Source organism: Candidatus Hydrogenedentota bacterium (assembly GCA_016791475.1).
Taxonomy (GTDB): Bacteria; Hydrogenedentota; Hydrogenedentia; order Hydrogenedentales; family JAEUWI01; genus JAEUWI01.
On the sequence record JAEUWI010000045.1, the window covers coordinates 1 to 24,289 of the forward strand.

Here is a 24,289-nt window from a genome sequence, read left to right on the forward strand (position 1 = left end):
TCGATGGGACCTCTTTTGGAAAGAATACTTGGCCCTACAGCACGCCGCTTGAGCGGTAGTATTAAAACTGCACCCTTATTTAAAAGATTGGTGGAGAAACCGTAAGCCGCAGCATTCGTGTCGCCCAGTCAAACCCGGTAGCCCCGATACTTACTAATCAGCCTCTGAGTGTCCTCGGCAGAAACGTGGGTTCCGTTTTACGAAGTTTGAGCATACTAGATGGGTGATATTGATAAGTCAAGCGCCATTCCGCGAAGCTGGGAATTCTACCCTGCACGAGTCCACTTATCCCCCCACACCCGCTGCTTCCTCGTTGCCATCGCCACTCTATCACTCCCCACTCCGCCACACCCGCCGCACGCGGTGGTTGTTCGTATCCCCCACATACACGGCGCCGTCCGCCCCAACACAAATCCCATGCGGCCGGTCCATCTTTGCCGCTGTCGCGGGGCCGCCGTCGCCGCCAAATCCACGCCCATTCGGTCCGCTCCCGGCGATGGTGGTGATGACGCCCGACTGCGTGTCGATCATCCGGATGGCCTGGTTCTCCGTGTCCACCACATGCACCTCGCCCGCTGGGCCGACGGCGATGCCTTTGGGGCCGTCGAAGGTGGCCTCGCGGGCGGGGCCGCCGTCGCCGGTGTAGCCCCGCTCGCCCGTTCCGGCCACGTGGGTCAGTGTTCCCGTGCTCAGGTCCATACGCCACACGCTGTGTCCCTCGCGCAGGGCGATCCAGAGGGTGTCGCCGTCCACAAAGAGTGCGCGAGGCCCCACCATGGGGTTGCCGTCGGCCTGTTGGCCGTCCTGGGGCATCGTCTTCTCGCCGTTGCCCGCAATGGTTCGGATCGTGCCCGACGCGAGGTCGACGCGGCGAATGCGGTGGTTGCCGATGTCGGCGATGAGCAGGCCGCCCTTCCCGTCGAGGTCGATGCTGTGGGGCTGCTTCAGCAGCGCCTCGGTCGCGGGACCGCCGTCGCCGCCGAACCCCTCGCGACCACAGCCCGCGACGGTGGTGATGATGTGGGTCTTCCCATCGATGCGGCGGACGATGTGGTTCTTCATTTCGACGACAAAAAGATTCCCCGCGTCGTCGAAGCGGATCTCGTAGGGCTCGTTCAGGTCGGCGTCAAGGGCCAGCCTCCCATCGCCGCTATACCCGGCCCGCCCCGTACCGGCCACGGTGGTCAACGCCTGGGTATTCAGGTCGAATCGGCGAATGCGATGGTTCTCCACTTCGCAGATATAGAGCCCGCCATCGGGCCCGACCACCAGGCCAAAGGGCTGGCCGACGTTCCCGGGCGTGCCGTCCCCCACGGGCGAATCAATACGCCACTCGGCGGCCTGTGCGCGCCCGGTCAGGGCGGGAACGACGAAGAGAAGAGTCAGAAACAGAGCCACGGACTTGTTATTTGGACGAAATGACATTACGTTTTCTCCTACCCATTTGCGCCTTAACGCCTGATCCGTGCCCCTGTCCAATAGGACTCGCACGGCTGGGAGCGCGGGCGTCCTCGCCTGCACTTTGCGCCGCAGGCGCATGAACCGATTCAAATGCGCACTCATTCCTACCGAACACGATTAACCGCTTCGCACCTTTGATCGCACCTCCGGTGCCTTGCAGGCGGGGACGCCTGCGCTCCCAGCCGTGCGCATTTTCCTCGGGGAACCAGGTCATGAGGATAATAAGACGCCCCAACTTTAGACGTCCTTCGTGCTACATCCGACGGTTTCGTGGGAAATAGGAAATCGCTACGTCCCCACCGACTCCATCAAAATCTCATAGGACCTCACCCGCGCCGCATGATCGTAAATTGCTGAGGCGACGATGAGTTCATCGACGCTCGTCCGGTCGATAAAGGCGTTCAACTCGTCCCGCACGCCGGCGCGGGCGCCGACGAAGGAACAGGACATCATGCCCGTCACGTGGGCCTTCTCGGCGGGGGTCCAGTAGACTTCGATATCGTCGATGGGCGGTCGCAACCGGCCGGGCGTGCCGCGTATTAAGTTCGTGAACTGTTGTTGAGCCGAGGTAAAGAGCCGTCGCGCTTCGGCGTCGGTATCGGCGGCGAAGACGTTAACGCCCGCAGCCGCGTAGGGCGCGCTGAGCTGTTGCGACGGCTCAAATTCCCGGCGATAGATTTCCAGCGCGGGCATCAGTTCCCTCGGCGCGAAGTGGGACGCAAAGGCGTAGGGCAGGCCCATCTTCGCGGCGAATTGCGCGCCGAAGAGGCTGGAGCCCAGGATCCACAGGGGCACCTTCGTTCCGGTGCCGGGCACCGCGCGGACCATCTGTCCTTCCTGCGCCACGCCCAGATAGGCCTGCAACTCGAGCACATCCTGTGGGAAATGGAGCGCGCTGTCCGCCGTGCGGCGCAGGGCGCGAACGGTGACTTGGTCCGTGCCGGGCGCGCGACCAAGCCCAAGATCGATCCGCCCCGGATAGAGGGATTCCAGCGTGCCGAACTGCTCCGCCACCACGAGGGGCGCGTGGTTCGGCAGCATGATGCCCCCGGCGCCGACGCGGATGGTGTTCGTGCCCCCGGCCACATAGCCAATGAGCACCGCTGTCGCCGCACTGGCGATGCCGACCATGTTGTGATGCTCCGCCAGCCAGAATCGATGATAGCCCAGGCGCTCCGCATGCCGCGCGAGGTCCAGCGTGTTCCGAAGCGCGTCGGCGGGCGTTGCGCCTTCCGGCACGAAGGCGAGATCGAGTATCGAAAGACGGGTCATGTTTATACTGCCTTTTCGCCACCCCTGTCCCCGAGCTGCTCCTCGGAAGGGATTATTCCACCGCCACGACTTCCAGGCGCTCGGACTCCCCAGGTATGCGCGGCAAGAGTGCGGAGATGCCCGAGTCCAGTGTCGCGAGCCTGCCACCTCTGAGTCTCGCCAGTGCCAGCAGGTAGGCATCCGTAATCTGATTGTGCCCGGTAATTTTGGCCGTGCGCTCCAGAATGATTCTCAGCGGGAGATCGTCCGGCCAGAATTCATATCCCGATTGACCAGTCAAGGTGTTCAGCAGGAGAATAGCCGCTTCAGGCGCGACGGCGTAGGGTTGCATACGCGGATTGGAGATTACTCTCACAAAGGCGGCTTCAGTAAAGGGGCAGGTGGCCCAGCCCTCCTCGCGAATTCCGCGAAACCAGGAAATAACCGCTTTGTGGCGCGCGTGCGCGGGCCAAGCGAGCGCAATGAGTATATTGGCGTCCAGCAGGCGGACGCTCACCACTCGTCTTCCAGAGACCGTATGAACTCCGTCGAAATCTGCGGCGCTCCTACTGGCATGCGAAACACGGGGAGTCCCGTCTCTTTACAGATCTCGATGCCAGCTTCCTCAAGGGTTAGGCCCTCCGCCCGCCCGCGTGGGTCCATGGGGCGTTTCTTCGTGGCCTCGTTGCTCAAACGGTGCGCCACTTCGCGTTCTGAAGAAATCTCACGCCAGAGTTCGATGGGCAGAATGACGCCCACCTCCCGCCCGTCCGCATCAGTTATATATTGAACGTCGTTCAAGGTCATCGCTTACACCTCGGATCCATCCTACCACAAGCTCCTGAATAGCGCCAAAACCGTCAACCGTCAACCGTCAACCGTCAACCGTCAACCGTCAACCGTCAACCGTCAACCGTCAACTGTCAACTGTCAACTGTCAACTGTCAACTCCCCTCACACCACCTTGTCATCCGCCGCGACCAGCACTTCCTCCTCCGCCACATCCACCACCGTCTTCACCGGTCCACGGAAGAACAGCAGAAACACCACCAGCACACCGACCGCGCCCCACGCGGGCGCGCTCCAGATCGCCTGCCAATCGTGAAGGTAGCCGCTGACCGGTTTGGCAAGTTTGTTTGCCTCCATGACCTTCCCGGCCAGCAGGGTGCCGACAAAGGCGCCGACGCCCCAGAGAATAAAGGCGATAAAACCCTGGGCCGCGCCGCGCATGCGTTCGTTGCTCTCCTCGTCCACGTAGAGTTGTCCGGCAATGAAGAGGAAGTCATAGCAAACGCCGTGGATCAGGATGGCGCTGATAATCAGCGTGGTGGACAGGGTGGCGGCATCGACACTCTGCGCGAGGAGGAAGTAACGTGTGACCCAGGCAATGATGCCGATGGCGATGGTTTTCTTGTAGCCGAGTTTGTGCAGCAAGAACGGCAAGAGGATAAGAAACACCACATCGGACACTTGCGCAAGGGTGAGTCTGCCCGCAAAGTTTTCCCAGCCGTGCTCGGTGAGATAAATGCCGAGGTTGACGAAATAGAAGTAGAGCGGGATGCAGATGAGGAACATGCAGCCGATGAAGATGGCAAAGGAAGGCTTCTTCAGCAGCGCGAGGGCGTCGAGGCCGAGTATTTCGCGCAGGGGCACGTTTTCCCCCACTTTCATAGGCGGAGTATGGGGCAGGGTCAGCGCATAAAGCCCCAACGCGATGGAGCTCGCACCCGCGAGGTAAAACTGGAGCGCGACCTGCTCCGCTTTCAGCGCGCTGACGAGGAGTCCCGCCGCCACCCAGCCCACGGCGGACAGGGTTTTCACGTGGGGGAAGTCCTTTTTCGCATTGGGCAATTGGTGCAGCGACAGGGAATTCCCCAGGGCGAGGGTGGGCACATAGGTGGCGCAATAAACGATGAGCAGCGCATAGAAGGGTGCGAAATCCTTCATCTGGGGCAGCAGAAAGAGCAGCGCCCCACCGAGGATGCCGAGCGCCCCAAGCAGCTTCTCCGAGGCGAAGTAGCGGTCGGCTATCAGGCCCACGAAGAAGGGGGAGATCATCGCGCCAACGGCAAAGGCGCCATAGGCCAGGCCAATCTGACCCCCTTCGAATTTCAGCGCATTTGCGAGGTAGGCGCCCATGCTGGCGTACCAGCAGCCCCACGTGAAATATTGGAGAAACATGAAGACGGACAAACGAAGCTTTATGTTCGGATGCATGACATTCCTCGGGGTGGGGTCGAGACCAGAACGTTACAACACGTTTCACTGGCGTGATTAGAGCCTAAAGCACACCAGGATAGCAATCGCAATTTCCAGCGTTGCAGATTCAGGTGGATGGGCCTATGATAAGCAGTCGGACATTGCGGCGGGCCGGGTAGCCCCGCCAGAGGAGGAAGAGAATGACATCGCCGAATACCTGCACGCGGCGCGAGTTTGTCGCCTTGACCTGCGGCGCCTTGCCCGCCATCGCCACAGCCAATGCCTTCGCCGGGCCGGCGCTCCTCAAAGCCGATGTATGCGTCTACGCCGCCACAGCGGGCGGCATTATGGCGGCCGTGGCGGCATCGCGCGAAGGGTGCCGCGTTCTCATTGTAGAGCCCAGTCGCTGGCTGGGCGGCATGACCGGCGGCGGAATCAACCACATCGATTGGGGCCGGAAGGAGGCGGTGGGCGGCGGCGCCTTCGCAATCCTGGAGAAGAACTACGACAACGCGCAGTACCGAAAGGTCTTTGCGGACCTCGTGGCCGAGCATAAGATAGAGGTCCTGTTCGAACATCGCCTGAACTCGGTCCATCGCGATGGCCCGCTGATAACGTCCCTCTCGCTGGACTACGCGCCGCCCGACCCCACCGGTTGTCCCGTCGCCTCGGCCACAACGCAGAACGCTGTTTCGGTTCAGGCGGCCCTCTTTCTCGATTGTTCCTACGAGGGCGACCTCATGGCGGCCTCCGGCGTGTCCCATACCTTCGGCCGCGAATCAACCGGGCAATACGGTGAATCCCTCGGCGGCGTGCGTCCCAATTTGTGGACCTACGACATCGATCCCTACAACACCGCGGGCGACCCGTCGAGCGGACTTCTCCCCCTGCTGCAGGAAAGGGAAATGGCGCCCCTGGGCAGTGCGGACAAGCTCATGATGGGCTACGCCTTTCGCTACAAATACGATCTCGTCGGCGACGGCTGGCCCATAACCCCCACCGACGACTACGACCCGGCCCAGTTCGAGGTATTCCGCCGGGGTTTCAAACAGGGCCTCGACCTTCAGCGCTCCAGGAAGATGAAGGTCCTCGGTGAGATCATCGAAAACAATGGCCGACTGTACGACGACCCAAGCGGCAATACGAACCGCTCCCTCCTGAATACCACCGTGTTCGGGTGCAACGACGCCTACCCCGATGGAGACTGGGCCGTCCGCTCCAAAATCTGGAAGTTCCATCAGGACTTTTTCCGAAATCTCACCCATTTTCTCCGCACCGACCCGTCCGTTCCACCCGCCTTGAAAACACCGGCGGACCAGGCGACTTTCCTGCGGGGCCAGTTTGACGATTCCGCCGGTTGGCCGCACCAGTTGTACGTGCGGGAAGCCCGGCGAATGGTGTCTTCCTACGTCGTAACGCAGAAGGACCTCGAAGGAAAATCGGATCCGCCCCATGCCGTCGGACTGGCCTCCTACGGTGTGGATGACTGGCCCTACGCCACCCTGGCCGTCGGAGGAAAAGTCGCCCTGAGCGGTGGGGAGTTTTCGATTCTGTACCTGGACGAAAAATACAAGGGCATCTACAAAATCCCCTATGAGGCCATCACACCCCGCCGGGAGGAATGTGAAAACCTGCTGGTTCCCGTTTGCTGCTCGGCAAGTCACATTGCCATGACCTCCCTGCGCATGGAGCCGGTCTGGATGATCCTCGGTGAATCCGCCGGGGTCGCCGCCGCAATCAGCGCGAAGCGCGGCGCGCCCGTGCAGGACCTTCCCTATTCGGAGCTCCGACCGAGACTGCTGGCACTGGGCCAGAAACTGGAAAGAACCAACCCTTCACAAGGGTGAAACAGCATGCCCATGCTCCCCACAATCCATTCGCGTCTTCGCTGCCTGTCGCTCGTACCGCTACTCTTCCTCGTGACCATGCCCGCACACGCCGAAGCCATCCCCGTGGCGCCCGACCGCAAGAGCGTCACCGTGGACAGCTACACCGTTCCCCTGAACGATGACCAGCGAAAGGACGTCGAACAGCGACGCAAGCTCACCCTGACGGATGAACAAATGGCCCCGCTGCGGGCCATCTGCGACACTACCCCCAATACCATTGATGTGGTCTCCTCCCAGTACGACAGTTGCACCTGCGGCATGGGGGTCTACGCCATCTGGTGCCGCCCCGGCGAGGTGGAAATTCCCTGGACCAGCGTGGAAGCGGAGCTGGAGAAAAAAGCGGAGCCGCCGACGGCGGACGCGGAGCCGGGACCGGAAACCGGCACACCGGAATCTACCCGGGTCATTGTCGACGCCGCTGGGAAGCTCTATCTCGACGGTAAAGAGTGCCAGGAGGCCGACGTCATGGCCCTGATCGATACGCTGCACGAACGCCAGAAGGAAAACGACTGGGTATCCTGGTGGATCACCCTCGACATCCCACCACCCATCGACGAGGCCACCGACACCCGTATTCACGAGCGCGCGGCCCGCATCGAAGCCCACTGCAAAGCGCGAAACGTCGGATTCTGGGGCCTCGGCATCAGCGCGGACAAGTTCCGATAGCACCGCCCATAAGCTCCCGTCCCACCCAAAAAAGTGCAACGTCCGATCCATACTTATAGAGGTGGTCGGTGGAGAATCTCCGATCAACGATTCGTTCCTTCACCGCGTTCCACGAACGGCGCGGCCACTGACCTGTGCGAATGAGAAGGGGAGGTATACCGGTTACCCTCCCCCGACACCGCCAGGCAACCCGCGTCACGTGAAAACTACGAAGGAAATCCGCAGACCACCCCGAGTAAAGTCCGGCGCCGGACAATTCCCCAACGCCCGAACTGTCTCTATCGAAATGACCACCCCCAGCGGACCCGCCACGCAGTCCATTCGCTGCGGCGAACCCACTCGGTCCATTCGCCGCGGCGAATCCACTCGGTCCACTCGGTCCACTCGGTCCACTCGGTCCACTCGGTCCACTCGGTCCACGCGCCTATAGCGGCAGATGCCGACCAATCAGCATCTCAATCGCCTTGTTCAGGGCATTGCCCGCCGTGTCGCCACCCACATTGGTGGCTGCGAAGAAGGCCATGCCCTTCCCCGGCGCAAGCCACACTGTGGTATACCACAGCGTATTGCTTCCCCCGTGCGTGAGAACGTGGCCCCCCGACCAGCCCCGTTCCGTGACAATCCACCCCATGCCATAGTCCCCGCCGGGCAATGGCGCGTGAAGCGTGGCAAAGGTCTGCGCCGAAACAATGCCCCCCTGCCCCTGTGCGCCCTTCAGGTGCGCCGCGACAAAACGGGCGTAGTCTTCCATCGTCGTGTGTACCGTGCCCGCCGGACCCATCACCGGCGGATTGTCCGCGTTGCGCGCGTTGGGGTTCTTCGGCGACCAGCCAAGCAACCCGCTTTCATGCCCCCACGGCGAACCAGGTGCCGATGGCGCACCGAAGCCCGTGTTCGTCATGCCGAGTGGAGCGAAGAGCTTCTCCCGCATCAAGACTTCCCACGTCTTTCCGGTTACTTTTTCCATCATCGCGCCCGCCACGACATAGCCCGCGTTGCTGTAGGCATATTCTCCGCGCTTGCCGTCGGGTGCCTCCGCCAGAATCTCCGCCGCGCAGACGATTCGGTCCTCTGGCGCGGAAAACCAGCGAATATTCGCCGTGATCCCGCTCGTGTGGTGCAGCAGCATCGACAGCGTGGTGTCCCGGTGACCCTCGTCCATCCCAGGCGCGCTTTCGCCCAGCACTTCTCCAATCGTTGAATCCCAGCGCAGCAGCCCCTCCTCCACCAGCATTCCCGCCACCGTCGCGGTCATCGCCTTCGTGTTCGATCCCAAATGCCACTGCGCCGCAGAGCTTACCGGCGTATCATCCTTTGTAGACAACGTCCCCACCATCGCCTGCTCCACGATCACATCGCCGCGCAGGGCAAAGGCCGCCAGCGCGGGCAAGGCATAGGCAGCTCGTACGCGCTCCAGCGACTCGACAAGCGGCGCGGCGGAATCCAGCTCCACGACCGGCTCAGCCCGCTCTGCCTTGGACGCCTCGTCCGCCGCCTCCCGCGCTTCGCGTTTCTCGGCTGCCGCCCGCACTGCGCGACGGTTCCCCGCGGTCATCGCGACATCCTTCACGGTCCGCACGGGCTGCGACTGCGATGGTTCAAAGCTCCCGCTGACGAGCCCGGCCGAGAGCACATCCAGTTGCACGGTGTCCTTCGGCGTATGGCCCATTTCCGTCAATATCTGAACCAGATCCTGACCGAATCGCATCTGCCATTTCTCTCCGTAGGTAGTTTTGCAGAATTCCACAATCTCCTTCACATCGAGCCCGTCGATTGAGAAGAGCAGATGCCATTCTCCGTCAATCTCAACCACCGGCACGTCCTCTCCCCAGCGCACATCGGTGAATGGAGCGAGCTTCGGATAGGTCTCTCGATCCATGCTATATCCGTAAACAATACCGCCGATGCCAATCGCCAAAAACAAGGTGGCCAGACCCCAGCCGATCAACTTTCGACGCAGTGAACACGCCACGCGCATCGACGTCATGAGCATTGGATACTCGCCGCTTACCTCGCCAGTCGCGTCGTCACCCAGTTGCTCCAGCAGCGCGATCAACTCCCGGCGCTGCGGCTCATACTGCGTCCGCTCGACGCGACGGCCCAGCCAATAGGTGAAGCCATAAATCGAAGAAACCAGGATGAGGCAAATCGCCATGTTGCCAATCGCAGCCATAGGCTCCTCGTATACCGACCAGGCAACATGGACGAAAAAAATTGTCATAGCCACCGCTGCGGTGAACTGGGTCCTCCAGAAGTCGTTGCGCCGAACCCGCGCGAGTTCGTCCACCAGGGCCAGAGACTGCCGCACGCCGTCCAGTAACGGCTCGCCCGGGTCCATCCCGCCGCGCTTACCATACGTCCGACGCGCAACCTTGTACGCGGCGCTCCAGAAAATAGCCGCCACCACGAGGTACCAGGTCCAGGGCGCGTCAGTCGCCATACCCAGGTAAAGAAAGACGGGCAACAAGAGCAATTCCGTGGCTATGGTCGAGAAATCGCCCCACACAATCGTCGCCCGCAATTCCTGCTGTTTGCTCCGCACCGCCTCCAGCAGCGCGTCACCATTCACCGTCACCCGCGTCTGCGAAGCTTCCGCCCGCCAGGCCTGCTGAAAATCGTCAGGGCTCATGGCTCTTCCCTTTCATCAATTCACCCAGCGCTTTCTTCGCGCGATTCAGTTTCACCCCCACATTGCTCTCGGAGATGCCCAGCACTTCCGCCATCTCCCGATAACTCAGTTCGTCCAGATACAACAGCACCAACGCCGCGTCGGCCTTCGGCAATTGATGTATCGCGCTGTAAAGCTGCTCGACAACTTCGCGCTGCGCCGCGCCATCGGTCCCGTCCGTAGCGACAACATGCACGTCCAGCAGGGGTTGTTGTCGTGCTCGGCGAGGCTTGTCCTTCCGGTGCCAGTTCATTGCCGTATGGAGCGCCACGCGATAAAACCACGTCGCCGCGCTGGCCCGCCGCTCAAACTTCGGCAAGGACCGCCACGCCTCCAGAAGAATCTCCTGCGCCAGGTCCTGGCACTCCTCGTGCGTAAGCGTGTACGCGCGCGCCACCTTCACCACCGAAGCCCCATGGGCCTCCAGCCAGGTCACGAATAGCGATTCTTGGTCTTCGTCCAGCAATGCCAATCCCTCGATTGCCTATATTGGTAACGCGGACACACGTTTCCTTACAGAGCCGGGGAAAGAATAAGGGAAGGCAAGGTTGGCGCACACCTTGGCGTCTCTGCGCCTTGCGTGACCATAGATCAAAACGTGCTCACGCAAAGCCGCGAAGGCGCAAAGTGTGGAAGTCAGCGGCATAAAGTAGATTAAGCCACTTCCAAGTGCGACGATACATGAATTGTCCGGAGAGTGTGTTTTAACACAGATCTCCACAGATCCACCCAGATAAATTACAAGGGCTCAAGAACAGCCAGAAGATACAGGTTGGTAAGGGCAGAAGCCTTCAAGGCAGGAGATGGGCACTCAGAAGGAAGGCGAAAGCTTCTGTCTTATCTGTGCGGATCTGTGCAGATCTGTGGGCAAAGTCCGTATCGGCGGTTAATTGGTGATCGGTGCATTTCAGCGCGAAGCACTATTGGTTAAAGGTGCCAATACAAAGCGCCCCTCCGCCGTGTCGAAACCAGCGGAGGGGCGTTGAATTTTGTTTGCGCAAGCGTCTACTTGAACGAGCAGACGTACTCCGCGATGCCGGATTCCACAGTGATGTCGAAGGACGACTTCGCCGGCACATCGAAGTACGTGCCCGCCGCGTAGGCCGTCGCTGCGGCTTCGCCCTTCACCTGGGCCGTGCACGCACCGGAGATGATGTCCATCCGCTCGGCCGCGTCCGTGTTGAACGTGTAGGTGCCGGGATAGATAAGCCCCGTGGATTTCTTCGTGCCATCCGGAAACAAAATGGAGTGGCTCACCACCTTGCCGTCGAAATATACGTTGGCCTTGCAGACAATGCTGACACCATCAAACTGACTGGGAACCTGTTCAGACATAAAACTTCCTTCATAACGCAAAAGCGGGTTGGGTTGTTGAGTCGGGAATTATAGCCGGTCGCAGGCGCGCGCGCCAGATTTTACGGTAGGACAGGAAGCCGCGTGCACTGCTGATCGGCGTTGGTGCGAATGGCCTTCTGTGAGAAGCTCACAAGTCCATTGACATCGACCCCAATTTGTGAAATACTCACAGGACAGACTGGAGGCAATCCATGGACGACGTGAACCGAAACGAACTTGAAGCGCTCCGCATTCTCTGGGCGCGGGGTGAACAGAAACCCGGCGAAATCGAGGCGGAGTTTTCCTGGCCCATCGACAACGGTACCCTGCGATCAGTTCTACGCGTGCTGATGGAGAAGGACCTGGTCACGCGCCGCCGGGACGGTCGCGCTTTCTACTACACAGCCCGGAAGTCCCGCGAGGGAATGTTGGCAGGGTTGACGCGCCAACTGGCCCACGTATTTTCCGGAGGCTCCACAGCCGGGCTCATCGCGCAACTCATCAAGACTGAGAATCTGTCCCCGGAAGAGCTGGCGGAATTGCGGCGGCTAGCCCGCGGCGAAAGTAAGGCGACCTCGGACAGCCAACGGCGAAAGGGCGCGAAATGAACACGCTCGCGGAATTTCTCATTGGTTTGCCGTTCGTCGATGCCGTATTGGTGAAGGCCACGGTGCTGCTGGCAGTCGCATGGTTGATTCATCTAGCACTCTGGCGGCGAAACCCACGTTGGCGGGTGTTGCTTTGGCGGAGTGTTATTCTGGGTTTATTGGCCCTGCCATTTGCGGAGTTCACGCTACCCGCCGTGGAGATCGCGTTGCATAGCGAGGCCGCGCCATCCACACCTCCAACTATGTCTGCATTAGAGGCGCCTGTCGAACAGGTTTTAATCTCGCTACAGCCGAGTATCACGGCTTCTCCGATGGAAATTTTCACACCGTCCGAATCCTCCCCGCCATTCTCCGCCACGGCGTGGCTCTCCCAGAACGCGCTGTCGCTCCTGCTCTTTCTCTGGGGGGCAGGCGCGCTTCTGTCCCTCCTCCAGATGACGCGCGGCTGGATCCGCGTTCAAGCTGCAATCCGCCTCTCGACGGCCGCGCCAGTAACGTTAGTGGATTGCGCTCGCGAAGTTGCGCAACGGCTCGGCATCCGTCAACCTGTAAAGCTGCGCATCCTGGCCGGGCTCGGCTCGCCTTTTCAAACGGGCATGGTGCGCCCGGTCATCGTCCTCTCGGATCGGGCCTTGGGCGAAGATGACGTATCGCAGGTGCGGGCAGTACTCGCCCATGAACTGGCGCATGTGAAATCGCGCGACACCTTCTGGATGAGTCTAGCGCGCGTCCTCTCCGCCCTCCTTTGGTTCCATCCGCTACAGTGGGGTCTACGGTCTGCCCACGGCTCAGCCTGCGAGGAAGTTTGTGATGCTGTGGCGGCTGACCTCGTTGGCGGCGCCGAGTCCTACGCCCGCGCCCTTGCCCTCGAAGCGCTCGCCGTTCACGCCGCCGCCGCCGCGCCCGGAGGCGTTCCTATGCTGGGAAGCTCAGAGATCATGCATCGCCTGCACCGGTTGCGTCAGGGTATTCGCGCAAACGCGCTGGCCGGGCACTGGGTGGCCGTCGCATCGGCCGCAGGCATCACGCTCCTGGCGGCACTCGGAAGCCTTCGACTGGTGCAAGAGCCTGCGGAAGTTTTCGGCGCGGAAATCGACACGCGGTCGGACCAGTCCCCCGCCATCGAGGTGAACCTCACCAAGGATCGGGCGGTAGCAACATTACCCGGACTGGAAGTCGAACTGCTGGGTGTAGTCGGTGCGGAGCCGACACTCATTTCTGTTGACGGGCGTCAGGTAGAGCCACGAGCGTGGGGAAACGCGGCCGAAACAGTAGTCACCTCCTATTGGAGCAACCTCTTGCGACAACAGATGGCGGGCCAACGGCGCGGCACAAACGCGGGCTTTCTCTTTCGCCTTCACCCAACCTCGCCCGCGGCCACTGCGATGGAATTGAGCGGCGTTACGCCAGATTTGGAGAATCTCGACACAACGAGTACTGTGACAGCGGCTGACGAATCCGGTGAGGCATCAGCGGATCGCTACGTGATCGCGGACTGCCGGACGGATCTCGATCTGGAACTGCCCGATCATATTGGACTGCGTAGTAACTTTTCCGGGGAAGCCGAATCCAACCTTTACGCCATCCATTGGAATAATGTGCCGATGGTGGAAAACACAAACGCGCGCTTCCGCAGCCCGCGGTTTAGCAGCGCGGATATTATCGCCGCCAGCTATCAGGTGGATGGCGAACCCTGGTGGCCTCGCTTCCAGGAAGTCTACGCACCGAACGATGGAGCGATCATTCGCTTAATCAAGCAACCGAGAGGCGCCGTTGCTCAGGACTTTTTCTCGAAAAGCCGCAGTGGCGGTAATGCCATGCCCGACGTGATCACATTGAGGTGGGATCGTTTCCTGGCCGGATGGCCTGGCGATCCCGTGGCGCGCGAGAAAGACGTGCTGGCTACCTATAACTTCAGCTTCAATGGAGGCGAAGGCTCTTCGCTTCGAACGCTACCGGCCGCGCTCACTGAACTGACGCCGGCGGATATCCAAGTGGCGGACAGTGTGCCTGACACCATAATCCGTGGCGATTGGAGCATTGTTGAGGACGCCCCGCTCGAAGAACGAATGAAGGCCCTCGAAACGATCCTGAGCGAGGAGGCGGGGACGCCCATCCACTTTGAAAGCCCGGATACCGCTCAAATCGTCGTCGTCGCGCGCGGCTCGTTCTCCTTTCAGCCCATTGCCGACCCGCCCGAAGAGAAGGGAATCTACATCTATGGGGGAAACAACGCCGGTGGCGACCACTACAACTATGGTGCCGCGAATCGCCTGAGTGAAGTTTTCGAGATCTTTTCATCTGGAACCCATGTGGCGGTTATCAATCAGGTGAATCAGCCTGACGCCGCCCAAGTACCCTACGCCTATTTCATGCGTTCCGCCAGAATGGCGCACGGCGAGGCCGCAACACCCGAGGGCCGCCGGAAGCTCGATCAAATCCTCGGCCACCTCGCCGAGCAAACGGGCCTGGAGTTCACCGTCGAACACCGGACGCGCAAGCTCTGGCGCATGACCGCCGTGGCCGCTCCGAACGCGAACGGCGACGCGCCGCCTGCGACATCCGATGCTCAGCCTGCCCCGGACACTGAAACAAAGGATGAACCTGGCACGCCACTGGCCGCAAGCGAAGATCCTGCCGGTAAGACACGTACGTTGCGCTTCCGCTTCGTGGACGAAAACAATAGCCCCTTACCTGGCATTCGCTTTGTCGTGTATGGTCAAACTCACACCGACAGCCTCCGGCGCGGCACGGCAAACGATGAAGGACGTTACGTTTGGGAGGGAGCGCCATCGGAAACAATGGAGATTTCTTTCAGCCATCCGACGGGCGCGCAGGGACATGAAGTCTTGCCGCTGCAGGAAGCAGAGAATATCATCACATTCGAAACCCCGCGGCTCGCGACGTTCCGCGGTTCGGTCGTCGACGCCGAAACAGGGTCCGCTGTACCGGACTACGAAATCTGGATTGGCACCAACACCGATGGCAGCCTCGTCACAACCATGTTCTCAGGCACCCATTGGAGTGTCGCCAAGAGTCCGGAGCGAAAAGGTGATGGCTTTGAACTGAAAATACCCAAGCGAGAACAGGATATCACACATTTACGTATTGCGATTGTAAGTGATGGCTACTTCATTGAACTATCGCCGCTCTTCCCCCAGGACGCACCACCGGACATGTTGAATTTCAAGATGGAAAAAGCCGCTCCCGTGGAAGGTCAAGTCCTTGATGCTGCTGGCGTTCCCGTCCGCGGGGCAAAAGTACACCTCGCCTCGGAAGACTTCGTCATATCGATGATGGGGCTTGGCAATGCCGTATCGCGCTACGACGACAACACCCCGGAGAAGCGCGAAAACGCCCGGCACCTGTGGGTCGGCAAGAATCACGTTGTTGTATTCACGCCAGAGGACGGGCGATTCAAACTTCCCGCGCTTCGGCCCCCGTACGACCTCGTTGCCCTCGACGAGAATGGCTACGTGCGAAAGCACGTCACCGCCCCCGAGTCTAACCATGAACTGCGACTGGAGCCCTGCGCGACGCTCACCATTGGCAATGCATTCCATGAACGCCTTACGGACATCGGCATGAGCCCCGCCTCCGAAACACCCGCATGGTTTTTCGCCCTCCCTACCCGCATGCCCGACATGCGGAGTCCCAGACTCGTCATGGAGAACCTCCCTCCCGGCCGTTATTTCGTGCATGCTTCCTACCGCAGCGCCCCTGGAAGCGAAGCAACATCCAGCAAGGGCAACCGGGTCTCGCGCTACGTCACGCTCGCCTCTGGGGAAGCCGGCCATCTTACTACGCTTGAAAATGGCCCGGAAGTCTCGGGAAAGCTGTCTCTGCCGGATGGCATGTCCGCCGATGTCGAACTCCGAAATGACCGCATTTCCATCTCCTCCAATGACTTCGCCGACGGTATACTTCGCTTCTACACCGTTCCTCCGGGGCAATACCGCCTTGTCGCCAGGCTCTACGCAGCCGATACCCCGGATGATGTGCGCCGAGTCTACACCGAGTATGAATACCCCGACTTCATCAACGTAGAAGAGAGATCATTGGAACACGTGGACCTCGGAGATCTGCGTACGACGGAGGATCATACGCTTGCATTGAGTGAATACTAGCCAGGCGTGGAGATGGGAGAACCGGAATAGGCAATATTGAAATTTGGACTCCTCCTGGAAGTGATTCCGCTGGTAGCAATGCGGCCTGGTTTGTTATGGTGGATGCTGAAATCAGAAACCACCAGAGGAGAGCCGCCATGCCAGAGACCGCCACAGATCAAACCACGGGCACGGTCAAGTTGCACCGGGTATTCAAAACGACACCTGAGAAACTGTACAAGGCATTCGTCGATCCGGACGCAATGGTGAAATGGCTGCCGCCCCATGGATTTACCGGCAAGGTCCATTCAAGCGATATCAGGGTCGGCGGCGGATACCACATGTCATTCACGAATTTCGGGACGGGTAACAGCCATTCCTTCCGCTGCGAATACGTCGAGCTGACGCCCCACTCCAAGATTCGCTACATCGACCAGTTCGACGATCCCAATCTTCCGGGCCAGATGCCAGTCACGATCACGATAAAAAAAGTCGTCGCCGGGGCCGAGGTCGATATCATCCAGGAAGGCATCCCCGCGGTCATCCCCGTGGAATTCTGCTATCTTGGCTGGCAGGAGTCGCTGTCGTTATTGGCACAGTTGGTCGAGCCGGAAATTCCGGATGGCGCGTGAGGTAGCGTCGTACTTCTGGGGAATCACATTTGGGTCGCCCCAATACCCATCCCACCCTACATCCCAAAACCGCAGGTGGGACGCCCGCCGCGGCGCGTCCACGACCTGTGTCACATTCTAACCAATTCCCCTCACGCCAACCCCTGCGCGCGCAGACCCAGCACCCCATTCACGCCCGCAACGAAGCGCTCCCAGTCGGCGCGCTGCTCGGCGAGGGATTTGGCGCCCTCGGCCGTGAGGCGGTAGAAGCGGCGGCGGCGCCCCGTGTCTTTGTCTTCCCAGTAACATTCGAGCATGCCCTTGCGCGCGAGGCGGTGGAGCGCCGGGTAAAGGCTGCCCTCTTTCAGCTCGAAGAAGCCTTCGGAACGCCGCATCACCTCCTGCGTGATCTCGTAGCCGTAGGTCGGCCCCCCCTGGGCCACCTGAAGTATCATCATGTCCAGACTGCCGGTGAGAAATTTGGAATCCATGGCGATTGCGCCTCCATTTGTTGCATCTGCATAGCGGAACTATGGATAGCGTACGCCAAGCGCGCCCCGATGTCAAGCCGCCGGTATGCAATCCCCAACCGCAATACGATACACTACCCACTTGTCTTGGGAAGCAATTTGGGGGGGCGTATGTGCAGGTCCCCGAAACCGGAGTTGGTATGGATCCATTGTTTGACCGCGTCGTACTTGTGGGCGCGGGACTGTTGGGGGCCTCCCTCGGCCTGGCCATGCAGGCCTCGGGCGCGGCCCGCCACATCACCGGCGTGGGACGCCGCCAGCAAACCCTGGACACGGCCCTCTCCCTCGGGGCGATTCACGAAGCCACCCTCGATCTGGCCGGTGTCGCCGCCGACGCCGACTGCATCATCATCGCCACACCGGCGGCAACGGTCCTCGAGGCGCTGGACATCGCCCGGGCCGCATCCCGCCCCTCCGCCGTCATTCTGGACGTTGCCAGCACCAAGGCCGCCATTTGCGCCCACGCCGCCAACCTCTGGCCCGCACCCCGCCGCTTTGTCGGTTGCCACCCCATGGCCGGGTCGGAGAAATCCGGTCCGGAGCATGCCTCGGCCAGTCTCTATAACAACAGCGTCTGCTTTATTGAAGAAAGCCCCGATCTCGACCCCGAGGCCGTGCGGCTGGTCCGCGAACTCTGGCAACGAAGTGGTGCGCGCGTGGTCAATGTGCAGCCCGCGCTCCACGATGTCATCCTCGCCAGCACCAGCCACATACCCCACATCATGGCCACGCTCCTGGCCACCTCCGCCGTGGAGCGGGGCGCCGCGCGCGAATTCGCGGGCAATGGCTTTCGCGACATGACCCGCCTGGCCGAGGGCAGCCCGGAAATGTGGCGCGACATCACCCTCACCAACCGCGAGGCCGTAATGGAAGGCCTGGAAGTGCTCCGGGGCCAACTGAACGACTTTCTCACCGCCGTGGAGCGTAGCGACGCCCAGGCACTGATGCAATTCTTTGAAGCGGGCCGCGAGGCGCGACGACAGGTGTTTACGCCATGAGCGGATGCTTTATTACCTTTGAAGGCGTTGAGGGCTGCGGCAAATCAACCCAGATCGCGCTGCTGTGGGAATATCTGACGGAAGCGGGTTACGACGTCATCGTTACCCGCGAACCCGGCGGCACGCCCATCGCCGAGGCCATACGGGGCGTCCTGCTGAACCCCGACCACGAAAACATGGGACCCGCGGTCGAGCTCCTGCTCTACGCCGCCGCGCGCGCCCAGCATGTCTTTGAGAAAATCGCCCCCGCCCTCGCCGCAGGCCAGATTGTCCTCTGCGATCGCTTCGCCGATTCCACCACGGCCTACCAGGGCGCGGGACGGGGACTCCACGCCGAACTCCTCCATACCCTCAACGAAATTGCCACGGGCGGCGTGTGGCCCGACTGCACATTACTGATCGACGTCCCCGTGACCGTGGGCCTTGAGCGCGCACGAAGCCGGGGCCGCAAAGATCGCATCGAGCAGGAATCCATCGATTTTCACGAGCGCGTGCGCCAGGGCTTCTTAAGTCTCGCCGCTTCCGATCACGATCGCATCCACCTCATCCCCGGCGAGGCTTCAGTTGACGAAGTGCATCAGACCATCCGCCGCGCCGTGGAAGCCCTGCTCGCCGCGCGGGTAGAATAGACTTCAGCCTTCAGGCTCGGCTGTATCGCGCCAGCCCAAAGGCCCCATAAGACCCATAAGACCCATAAGACCCATAAGACCCATAAGACCCATAAGACCCATAAGACCCATAAGACCCATAAGACCCATAAGACCCATAAGACCCATAAGAAACCGCCCATGAGCTTCCGCGACATCAAAGATCAGGACATCCCCCTGCGCCTCATGCGCAACATTCTCCAGCAGAACCGCGTCCCCAATGGCCTGCTCTTCTGGGGCCCCGAAGGCGTGGGCAAGCGATTCGCCGCCATCGAACTGGCCAAAGCCATCAACTGTACCTCGGGTACCTTTGATGCCTGCGACACCTGCCTCTCCTGCCGCAAGGTCATGTCGGGCAATCATTCCGACGTCAAAATCATTGCCCCCTCGGGCAAGGTGCGCAATATCAGCGTCGACGCCATCGACACCATCTCCGAGCTGGCGGCCTATCGCCCGTTCGAGGGTCAGTGGCGCGTCATCCTCATTCAGGACGCCGACCGCATGCGTCCGGACGCGCAGAATCATTTCCTGAAGACCCTGGAAGAGCCCGCGAGCAAAACCACCTTCGTGCTCCAGACCTCCTATCCCACCATGCTGCTCCCCACGATCCGCTCGCGCTGCCAGCAGGTGCGCTTTGGCACGCTGAAGCCGGCGACCGTTGCCGATATCCTCATGCGCGAGCACGATCTGGACACCACCACGGCCCGCGCCGTGGCCTCCGTGGCCCAGGGTCAGGTTTCCCGCGCATTGGATCTGGTGACCACCAACAAGCGCGAGGCCGTGCTCGACGTGGCGCACCGCCTGAAGGCCGGTGAAGACCCCCTCCTCGTGAGCGAGGCCTTCGTGGGCCAACTCAAACAGCACATGGAAGCGCGAAAGGCCGCCCTGCTCAGCGACCTGGAGAACGACGCCACCCCGGACCAGTCCAGGGAAGACCTGGAAGATCAGAAGAAGGAGCAGGCCGCCTTCGTGGAGGGGCAGCTCCGGCGGGACTATCTGGAGTACCTTTACCTCTTCAAAACGTGGTATCGTGATGCGTGGGTCTATACCATGACCCGGGACGCGCAGCATGTCCTCAACCGCGACCAGGTTCCCGCGCTGGAACACTACAGCGGTGGCGGTTACCCCGAAAAGCTCGCCGCCATTGAAAAGTCCTGGGTCTACATCGAACGCAATATTAATATCGACCGGATCTTCCGCGACCTCTTTTTTGTACTCGCGGCCTGAGTATCCGGCTTTGGAGAGATTTTGGGTATGAATGTCGTCAAAATCCGCCTGCGGAAGCCCCGCCGGGTGTTTTCTTTCTTGTGCGCCGAGCTTCCCCTCAACCGGGACGACTCGTGCATCGTGCTGAGTGATCGCGGCGAGGAATGGGGCACCTGCATCCTCCCTCCCGAGCCCTGCCCCCAGGAAATGACCAAGCGCTTTTCCATGAAAGTGCTCCGCCGCATCACCGAGAAAGACGAGAAGAACCGCGACTTCATCGAAGAGGAAGAGCGCAAGGCCCGGGAAATCTGCCTGAAGAAGATCAAGTCGCGTCACCTCCCGATGAAACTGGTGGACGTGGAGCTCACCTTTGACAAGCGGAAGATCATCTTCTATTTCACCGCCGACGACCGCGTCGATTTCAGGGAACTCGTGCGCGATCTGGCCCACGACCTCCGGGCCCGCATCGAGATGCGCCACATCCAGGTGCGCGACGAAGCCAAGATGGTCGGCGGCATTGGCGGCTGCGGTCGCGAGCTGTGCTGTTCAAGCTGGATGAACGAGTTTCATCCCATCTCCATGCGCATGGCGAAGGCTCAGAACCTTTCCCTGAACCCATCAAAGATCAGCGGCCAGTGTGGTCGACTCCTCTGCTGTCTCAGCTATGAAAACGAGCAGTACGAAGCCATGCGCAAGAAAGCGCGCCAGGAAGCCAAGACAAAGCAGGCGGAAGAGGCGTTGAAGCCAAAGGTCGCCCCGGAATCGGAGACCCTGGCTCCCGCGGAACGCGCCCCGCGCCCCGAACGGCGGCCCGCCCGCACCGAACGTGGTGATCGTCCCGAGCGCGCTGATCGTCCCGCATCCAAAGACCGTCCCGATCGCCCCGCGAACCGCGAACGCGCCGATCGTCCCGATCGCCCGCGCCGCGAAACACCCGCCCCCGTCGCCGCCACACCGGCCGAAGCACTGCCCGAAGGCGCGGTGGGAACCGAAGCCGAAGGCAAGCGCTCGCGCCCGCGCCGCAATCGCAAACGTAAACGCGGCGCCGGCGGCGGCAAGAGCGGGGGCGGCGAAAGCTGATGGGCCTGGTCGACACCCACTGTCACCTCCAGAGCCAACGTTTCGATGTAGACCGGGATGCCGTGGTGGAAGCCTGCCTCGACAAGCTCGATTGGCTCGTGGTCATCGGCGACGACATGGCCAGCAGCCGCGCGGCCGTGGCCATGACGGGACCGCGCATTCACGCCGTGGTCGGCATGCACCCCTACTACGCGAAAGACGTGGACGCCGCCGTGCTCGACGAGCTCCGCGATCTGGCCGTGCGGCCCGGCGTGATCGGACTCGGCGAGATGGGTCTGGACTACTTCAATGAATATTCGCCGCGCCCCGATCAAGCCCGCGCCTTCGAGGCGCAACTGCAAATGGCCTGCGAACTGAATCTACCCATAGTGATTCACAATCGCGAGGCCGATGAAGATTGCCATGCTATTTTGAAGGGGTTCGCGGGGCGCCTGTCCGGCTGCATCATGCACTGCTTCGGAAGCGGCCCCGAATACGCGGAAAAGTTTGTCGAACTCGGATTCTATGTCTCCTTTGCGGGCAACGTGACTTTCAGCAAGGCGGTGGCCTTGCAGGAGGCGGCGAAAGTCGTGCCCATGGATCGGCTGCTGGTGGAAACGGACGCGCCCTACCTCGCCCCCATCCCCCTGCGCGGCAAACGCTGCGAGCCCTGGCACGTACAACACACGGCGGCCTTCCTGGCGGAGCTCAAGGGCGTGTCGCTGGATGAGTTCGCGGTGCGGACCACAGAGAACGCAAAGCGGGTCTATAATATAGACTGTGTTAGCTCGTCACCGGTCTGACGAAGCAATAAAGTCTAACCACGAATGGACACAAATTCACACGAATGAAAGTGGGGACGGAACCACAAAGAACGCAAAGAGCTCAAAGAACCGCTATTTCCTTGTGCTCTTTGCGTTCTTTGTGGTTAATTTTGGTTATTATATTGTTGATATCGAGACGTGAATCTGCAACGAAGTCGATTGTGTGCATTGAATCTCCTCTTCTTATTCGTGTGAATTCGTGTCCATTCGTGGTTAAGACTTTTCCTACTTCAGGCGGCAGACTGTTATAGATCGAGAAACCCGTGACCGGTCGCAAATCACCACTATGAAAACCAGCTACGGACGTATCCTCTTTCCCGAGGGCGATTCCCTCCGCGTGTATGAATCGCCCATCGCGGAATTCTGCACCGCGCGGCTGGACGAGGTGCGCTCGATTCTGGCCATCCTGGAGCAGCAGGTGATCCGGGGCTATCACGTGGCAGGCTATATCACCTACGAAGCCGCACCAGCCTTCGACCCGGCGATTCAGACGCACACACCTCGCGATTTCCCCTTGCTGTGGTTTGGCGTCTATCGAGAGCCACTTTTTGAAGCATTGCCCACCGGCGCGGCGCTGCCTCAGCCCGCGTTGAACTGGAAACCGAGTCTGGAGAAGGCGGCCTATGGTGCATCCCTCGCCCGAATCCGGGAGCATATCGCGGCGGGCGATACCTATCAAGTCAATTTCACCTATCCCTTCGAGGCCCATTTTGACGCGGAGCCCGAGGCCTGGTTTCTGGAACGCCTCCAGGCCCAGCAGTGCGGGTATGCGGCCTACCTCGATCTGGGCGACCAGGTCATCATGTCCTTGTCGCCCGAACTCTTCTTCGAGCTTAACGGCGAGCGCATTACCACACGGCCCATGAAGGGCACGCGCCCACGCGGACTTGGGAGTGCGGAAGATCGGGCAATGGCCGAGGCCCTGCGCAATTCACCCAAGGAGCGCGCGGAAAACCTCATGATCGTGGACATGCTCCGCAACGATCTCGGCCGGGTGTGCGCGGTGAACTCCATCGAAGTGCCGACGCTTTTCTCCATCGAACGCTACCCCACCGTGTGGCAGATGACCAGTACCGTCACCGGACATTGCGATGCCTCCGTGCCCGATATCTTCGCCGCGCTCTTTCCCTGCGCCTCGGTAACCGGTGCGCCGAAGATCGAGACGATGAAAATCATCCGCGAACTCGAAGCCGGACCTCGTGGCGTCTACTGCGGCGCCATCGGCTGGTGGGCCCCCGGGCGCCAGGCACGTTTCAACGTCGCCATTCGCACGGCGACCCTTGATCGCGACAGGGGCCTCGCGCGTTATGCGGCGGGCAGCGGCATCGTGTGGGATTCCGAGGTGGATCGCGAATATCAAGAGTGCGAACAGAAGACGGCGGTCCTCTATCACACGCAGCCGCCCTTTGCTCTCCTCGCTTCCTTGCGCCTGGAAGCGTCGAGCTATTTCCTGCTGGAGGAACACCTGGACCGCCTGGCGGATTCCGCCGAATACTTCGGATACGCCTTTGGGCGAGAAAAGGTGCGAGCGGCGTTGGAAGCCTACCGCGCCCAGGTCGAACGCTTCCCCACGAAGGTTCGCGTGCTTTCCGACAAGCAAGGCGTATTGACCATGACCGACGAATTGCTCCCCGCACCGAAGCCGTGGAAAGTGGGGCTTGCCCGCTCTCCCATCGACAGCCGGCAGCCCTGGACCCACCATAAAACCACCCACCGCGCTTTGTACGATAGCGCGCGCGCCACGCGGCCCGATTGCACGGATGTGTTGCTTTGGACGGCCGACGGCGCGCTGACGGAATCGACCTTTGCGAATATCGTTCTGCGCTTCGGTGATAAGCGTTACACGCCGCCATCGGAGGCGGGGCTTCTTCCGGGCGTATTTCGACGACACTTGCTGGAGACGAGCGAAATCGAGGAACGGAAGTTGACCGTGGACGATCTGGCGAAGGCGGATGAGGTGATGTTGATCAACAGCGTGCGCGGGTGGATTGAGGTCGAGTGGGTTGCACTCTCGCCCGAATGATTGGCTGGATCCCCTCATTTGTAGAATAATTCCCGTGGATCAAGTCGTTGCTGTGACTTGGGGTCATATCCATGCCAGACTCCAAATGGCGGGTACACCAATCCCGGTCTTTGATGGACTACTGTGCGCGACGGCATTGACCCATAATCTGACGATGGTCACGCGAAACATTCACGACTTCGCCCACAGCGGTGTACGCATCTTTGAC

19 protein-coding genes and 1 pseudogene are annotated in these 24,289 nt (G+C 60.8%); 11 read left to right on the top strand and 9 right to left on the bottom strand.

The features are described from left to right. Positions 1 to 330: 330 nt before the first annotated feature. From JNK74_20695 to JNK74_20715, 5 genes are all read right to left on the bottom strand, one after another. Complete coding sequence (locus tag JNK74_20695; protein ID MBL7648602.1) at positions 331 to 1,425, bottom strand: hypothetical protein; 1,095 nt, start codon at positions 1,423 to 1,425, stop codon at positions 331 to 333. Between the two features lie 324 nt (positions 1,426 to 1,749). Beyond that, positions 1,750 to 2,733 (bottom strand): LLM class flavin-dependent oxidoreductase, encoded by a 984-nt coding sequence (locus tag JNK74_20700; GenBank protein ID MBL7648603.1) that lies wholly within the window; start codon positions 2,731 to 2,733, stop codon positions 1,750 to 1,752. A 52-nt stretch (positions 2,734 to 2,785) separates the two neighbouring features. Continuing rightward, the gene (locus JNK74_20705) at positions 2,786 to 3,229 is read right to left on the bottom strand and encodes a PIN domain-containing protein (protein ID MBL7648604.1); all 444 of its coding nucleotides are present in this window, start codon (positions 3,227 to 3,229) and stop codon (positions 2,786 to 2,788) included. Further along, positions 3,226 to 3,519, bottom strand: a complete 294-nt coding sequence (locus JNK74_20710) for a prevent-host-death protein (protein MBL7648605.1) — start codon at positions 3,517 to 3,519, stop codon at positions 3,226 to 3,228. The genes JNK74_20705 and JNK74_20710 overlap by 4 nt, the downstream gene beginning before the upstream one ends. Positions 3,520 to 3,666: 147 nt before the next feature. Further along, on the bottom strand, positions 3,667 to 4,929 hold the full coding sequence (locus tag JNK74_20715) for an MFS transporter (protein ID MBL7648606.1): 1,263 nt from the start codon (positions 4,927 to 4,929) through the stop codon (positions 3,667 to 3,669). 182 nt (positions 4,930 to 5,111) lie between these two features. On the opposite strand from JNK74_20715, the gene JNK74_20720 reads away from it, so the two are divergent. Continuing rightward, a complete protein-coding gene (locus JNK74_20720; GenBank protein ID MBL7648607.1) occupies positions 5,112 to 6,758 on the top strand; it encodes an FAD-dependent oxidoreductase in 1,647 nt (548 codons plus the stop codon). 6 nt (positions 6,759 to 6,764) lie between these two features. Continuing rightward, a complete protein-coding gene (locus JNK74_20725; protein MBL7648608.1) occupies positions 6,765 to 7,466 on the top strand; it encodes a hypothetical protein in 702 nt (233 codons plus the stop codon). 424 nt (positions 7,467 to 7,890) lie between these two features. Here the strand turns inward: JNK74_20725 and JNK74_20730 are convergent, their stop codons facing one another. From JNK74_20730 to JNK74_20740, 3 genes are all read right to left on the bottom strand, one after another. Continuing rightward, positions 7,891 to 10,095, bottom strand: a complete 2,205-nt coding sequence (locus JNK74_20730) for a beta-lactamase family protein (protein MBL7648609.1) — start codon at positions 10,093 to 10,095, stop codon at positions 7,891 to 7,893. Further along, positions 10,085 to 10,600, bottom strand: coding sequence for an RNA polymerase sigma factor (locus tag JNK74_20735; protein ID MBL7648610.1), 516 nt, complete (start codon positions 10,598 to 10,600; stop codon positions 10,085 to 10,087). The genes JNK74_20730 and JNK74_20735 overlap by 11 nt, the downstream gene beginning before the upstream one ends. A 539-nt stretch (positions 10,601 to 11,139) precedes the next feature. Continuing rightward, a complete protein-coding gene (locus tag JNK74_20740; protein MBL7648611.1) occupies positions 11,140 to 11,469 on the bottom strand; it encodes a pyrimidine/purine nucleoside phosphorylase in 330 nt (109 codons plus the stop codon). Between the two features lie 212 nt (positions 11,470 to 11,681). Between JNK74_20740 and JNK74_20745 the strand changes: the two genes are divergently transcribed. From JNK74_20745 to JNK74_20755, 3 genes are all read left to right on the top strand, one after another. After that, positions 11,682 to 12,077, top strand: a complete 396-nt coding sequence (locus tag JNK74_20745) for a BlaI/MecI/CopY family transcriptional regulator (GenBank protein ID MBL7648612.1) — start codon at positions 11,682 to 11,684, stop codon at positions 12,075 to 12,077. Further along, the gene (locus tag JNK74_20750) at positions 12,074 to 16,204 is read left to right on the top strand and encodes a M48 family metalloprotease (protein MBL7648613.1); all 4,131 of its coding nucleotides are present in this window, start codon (positions 12,074 to 12,076) and stop codon (positions 16,202 to 16,204) included. The genes JNK74_20745 and JNK74_20750 overlap by 4 nt, the downstream gene beginning before the upstream one ends. 137 nt (positions 16,205 to 16,341) lie before the next feature. Continuing rightward, a complete protein-coding gene (locus tag JNK74_20755) occupies positions 16,342 to 16,815 on the top strand; it encodes an SRPBCC family protein (protein MBL7648614.1) in 474 nt (157 codons plus the stop codon). Positions 16,816 to 16,946: 131 nt separating this feature from the next. On the opposite strand, the gene JNK74_20760 is transcribed toward JNK74_20755, so the two are convergent. Further along, the gene (locus JNK74_20760) at positions 16,947 to 17,285 is read right to left on the bottom strand and encodes a PadR family transcriptional regulator (GenBank protein ID MBL7648615.1); all 339 of its coding nucleotides are present in this window, start codon (positions 17,283 to 17,285) and stop codon (positions 16,947 to 16,949) included. A gap of 179 nt (positions 17,286 to 17,464) precedes the next feature. Here JNK74_20760 and JNK74_20765 point away from each other — a divergent pair, with 179 nt between their 5' ends. From JNK74_20765 to pabB, 6 genes and pseudogenes are all read left to right on the top strand, one after another. Beyond that, positions 17,465 to 18,322, top strand: coding sequence for a prephenate dehydrogenase/arogenate dehydrogenase family protein (locus JNK74_20765; GenBank protein MBL7648616.1), 858 nt, complete (start codon positions 17,465 to 17,467; stop codon positions 18,320 to 18,322). Then, entirely contained in the window at positions 18,319 to 18,951 is a 633-nt protein-coding gene (locus JNK74_20770; GenBank protein MBL7648617.1) for a dTMP kinase, read from the top strand. The genes JNK74_20765 and JNK74_20770 overlap by 4 nt, the downstream gene beginning before the upstream one ends. Positions 18,952 to 19,110: 159 nt before the next feature. Then, a complete protein-coding gene (holB, locus tag JNK74_20775) occupies positions 19,111 to 20,196 on the top strand; it encodes a DNA polymerase III subunit delta' (protein MBL7648618.1) in 1,086 nt (361 codons plus the stop codon). A 27-nt stretch (positions 20,197 to 20,223) separates the two neighbouring features. Further along, a pseudogene (locus JNK74_20780) lies at positions 20,224 to 20,943 on the top strand (stage 0 sporulation protein). 311 nt (positions 20,944 to 21,254) lie between these two features. Beyond that, the gene (locus tag JNK74_20785) at positions 21,255 to 22,037 is read left to right on the top strand and encodes a TatD family hydrolase (GenBank protein MBL7648619.1); all 783 of its coding nucleotides are present in this window, start codon (positions 21,255 to 21,257) and stop codon (positions 22,035 to 22,037) included. A 307-nt stretch (positions 22,038 to 22,344) separates the two neighbouring features. Next, positions 22,345 to 24,081 carry an aminodeoxychorismate synthase component I gene (gene pabB / locus JNK74_20790; protein ID MBL7648620.1) on the top strand — a complete coding sequence of 579 codons (1,737 nt, stop codon included), beginning with the start codon at positions 22,345 to 22,347 and terminating at the stop codon, positions 24,079 to 24,081. Positions 24,082 to 24,289 lie beyond the last annotated feature (208 nt).

Excerpts from the sequence above, each read along its gene's own strand:
- JNK74_20695 (MBL7648602.1), bottom strand. The coding sequence starts at position 1,425 with ATGTCATTTCGTCCAAATAACAAGTCCGTGGCTCTGTTTCTGACTCTT.
- JNK74_20700 (MBL7648603.1), bottom strand. The coding sequence starts at position 2,733 with ATGACCCGTCTTTCGATACTCGATCTCGCCTTCGTGCCGGAAGGCGCA.
- JNK74_20710 (MBL7648605.1), bottom strand. The coding sequence starts at position 3,519 with ATGACCTTGAACGACGTTCAATATATAACTGATGCGGACGGGCGGGAG.
- JNK74_20715 (MBL7648606.1), bottom strand. The coding sequence starts at position 4,929 with ATGCATCCGAACATAAAGCTTCGTTTGTCCGTCTTCATGTTTCTCCAA.
- JNK74_20720 (MBL7648607.1), top strand. The coding sequence starts at position 5,112 with ATGACATCGCCGAATACCTGCACGCGGCGCGAGTTTGTCGCCTTGACC.
- JNK74_20725 (MBL7648608.1), top strand. The coding sequence starts at position 6,765 with ATGCCCATGCTCCCCACAATCCATTCGCGTCTTCGCTGCCTGTCGCTC.
- JNK74_20730 (MBL7648609.1), bottom strand. The coding sequence starts at position 10,095 with ATGAGCCCTGACGATTTTCAGCAGGCCTGGCGGGCGGAAGCTTCGCAG.
- JNK74_20740 (MBL7648611.1), bottom strand. The coding sequence starts at position 11,469 with ATGTCTGAACAGGTTCCCAGTCAGTTTGATGGTGTCAGCATTGTCTGC.
- JNK74_20745 (MBL7648612.1), top strand. The coding sequence starts at position 11,682 with ATGGACGACGTGAACCGAAACGAACTTGAAGCGCTCCGCATTCTCTGG.
- JNK74_20750 (MBL7648613.1), top strand. The coding sequence starts at position 12,074 with ATGAACACGCTCGCGGAATTTCTCATTGGTTTGCCGTTCGTCGATGCC.
- JNK74_20755 (MBL7648614.1), top strand. The coding sequence starts at position 16,342 with ATGCCAGAGACCGCCACAGATCAAACCACGGGCACGGTCAAGTTGCAC.
- JNK74_20760 (MBL7648615.1), bottom strand. The coding sequence starts at position 17,285 with ATGGATTCCAAATTTCTCACCGGCAGTCTGGACATGATGATACTTCAG.
- JNK74_20765 (MBL7648616.1), top strand. The coding sequence starts at position 17,465 with ATGGATCCATTGTTTGACCGCGTCGTACTTGTGGGCGCGGGACTGTTG.
- JNK74_20770 (MBL7648617.1), top strand. The coding sequence starts at position 18,319 with ATGAGCGGATGCTTTATTACCTTTGAAGGCGTTGAGGGCTGCGGCAAA.
- holB (MBL7648618.1), top strand. The coding sequence starts at position 19,111 with ATGAGCTTCCGCGACATCAAAGATCAGGACATCCCCCTGCGCCTCATG.
- JNK74_20785 (MBL7648619.1), top strand. The coding sequence starts at position 21,255 with ATGGGCCTGGTCGACACCCACTGTCACCTCCAGAGCCAACGTTTCGAT.
- pabB (MBL7648620.1), top strand. The coding sequence starts at position 22,345 with ATGAAAACCAGCTACGGACGTATCCTCTTTCCCGAGGGCGATTCCCTC.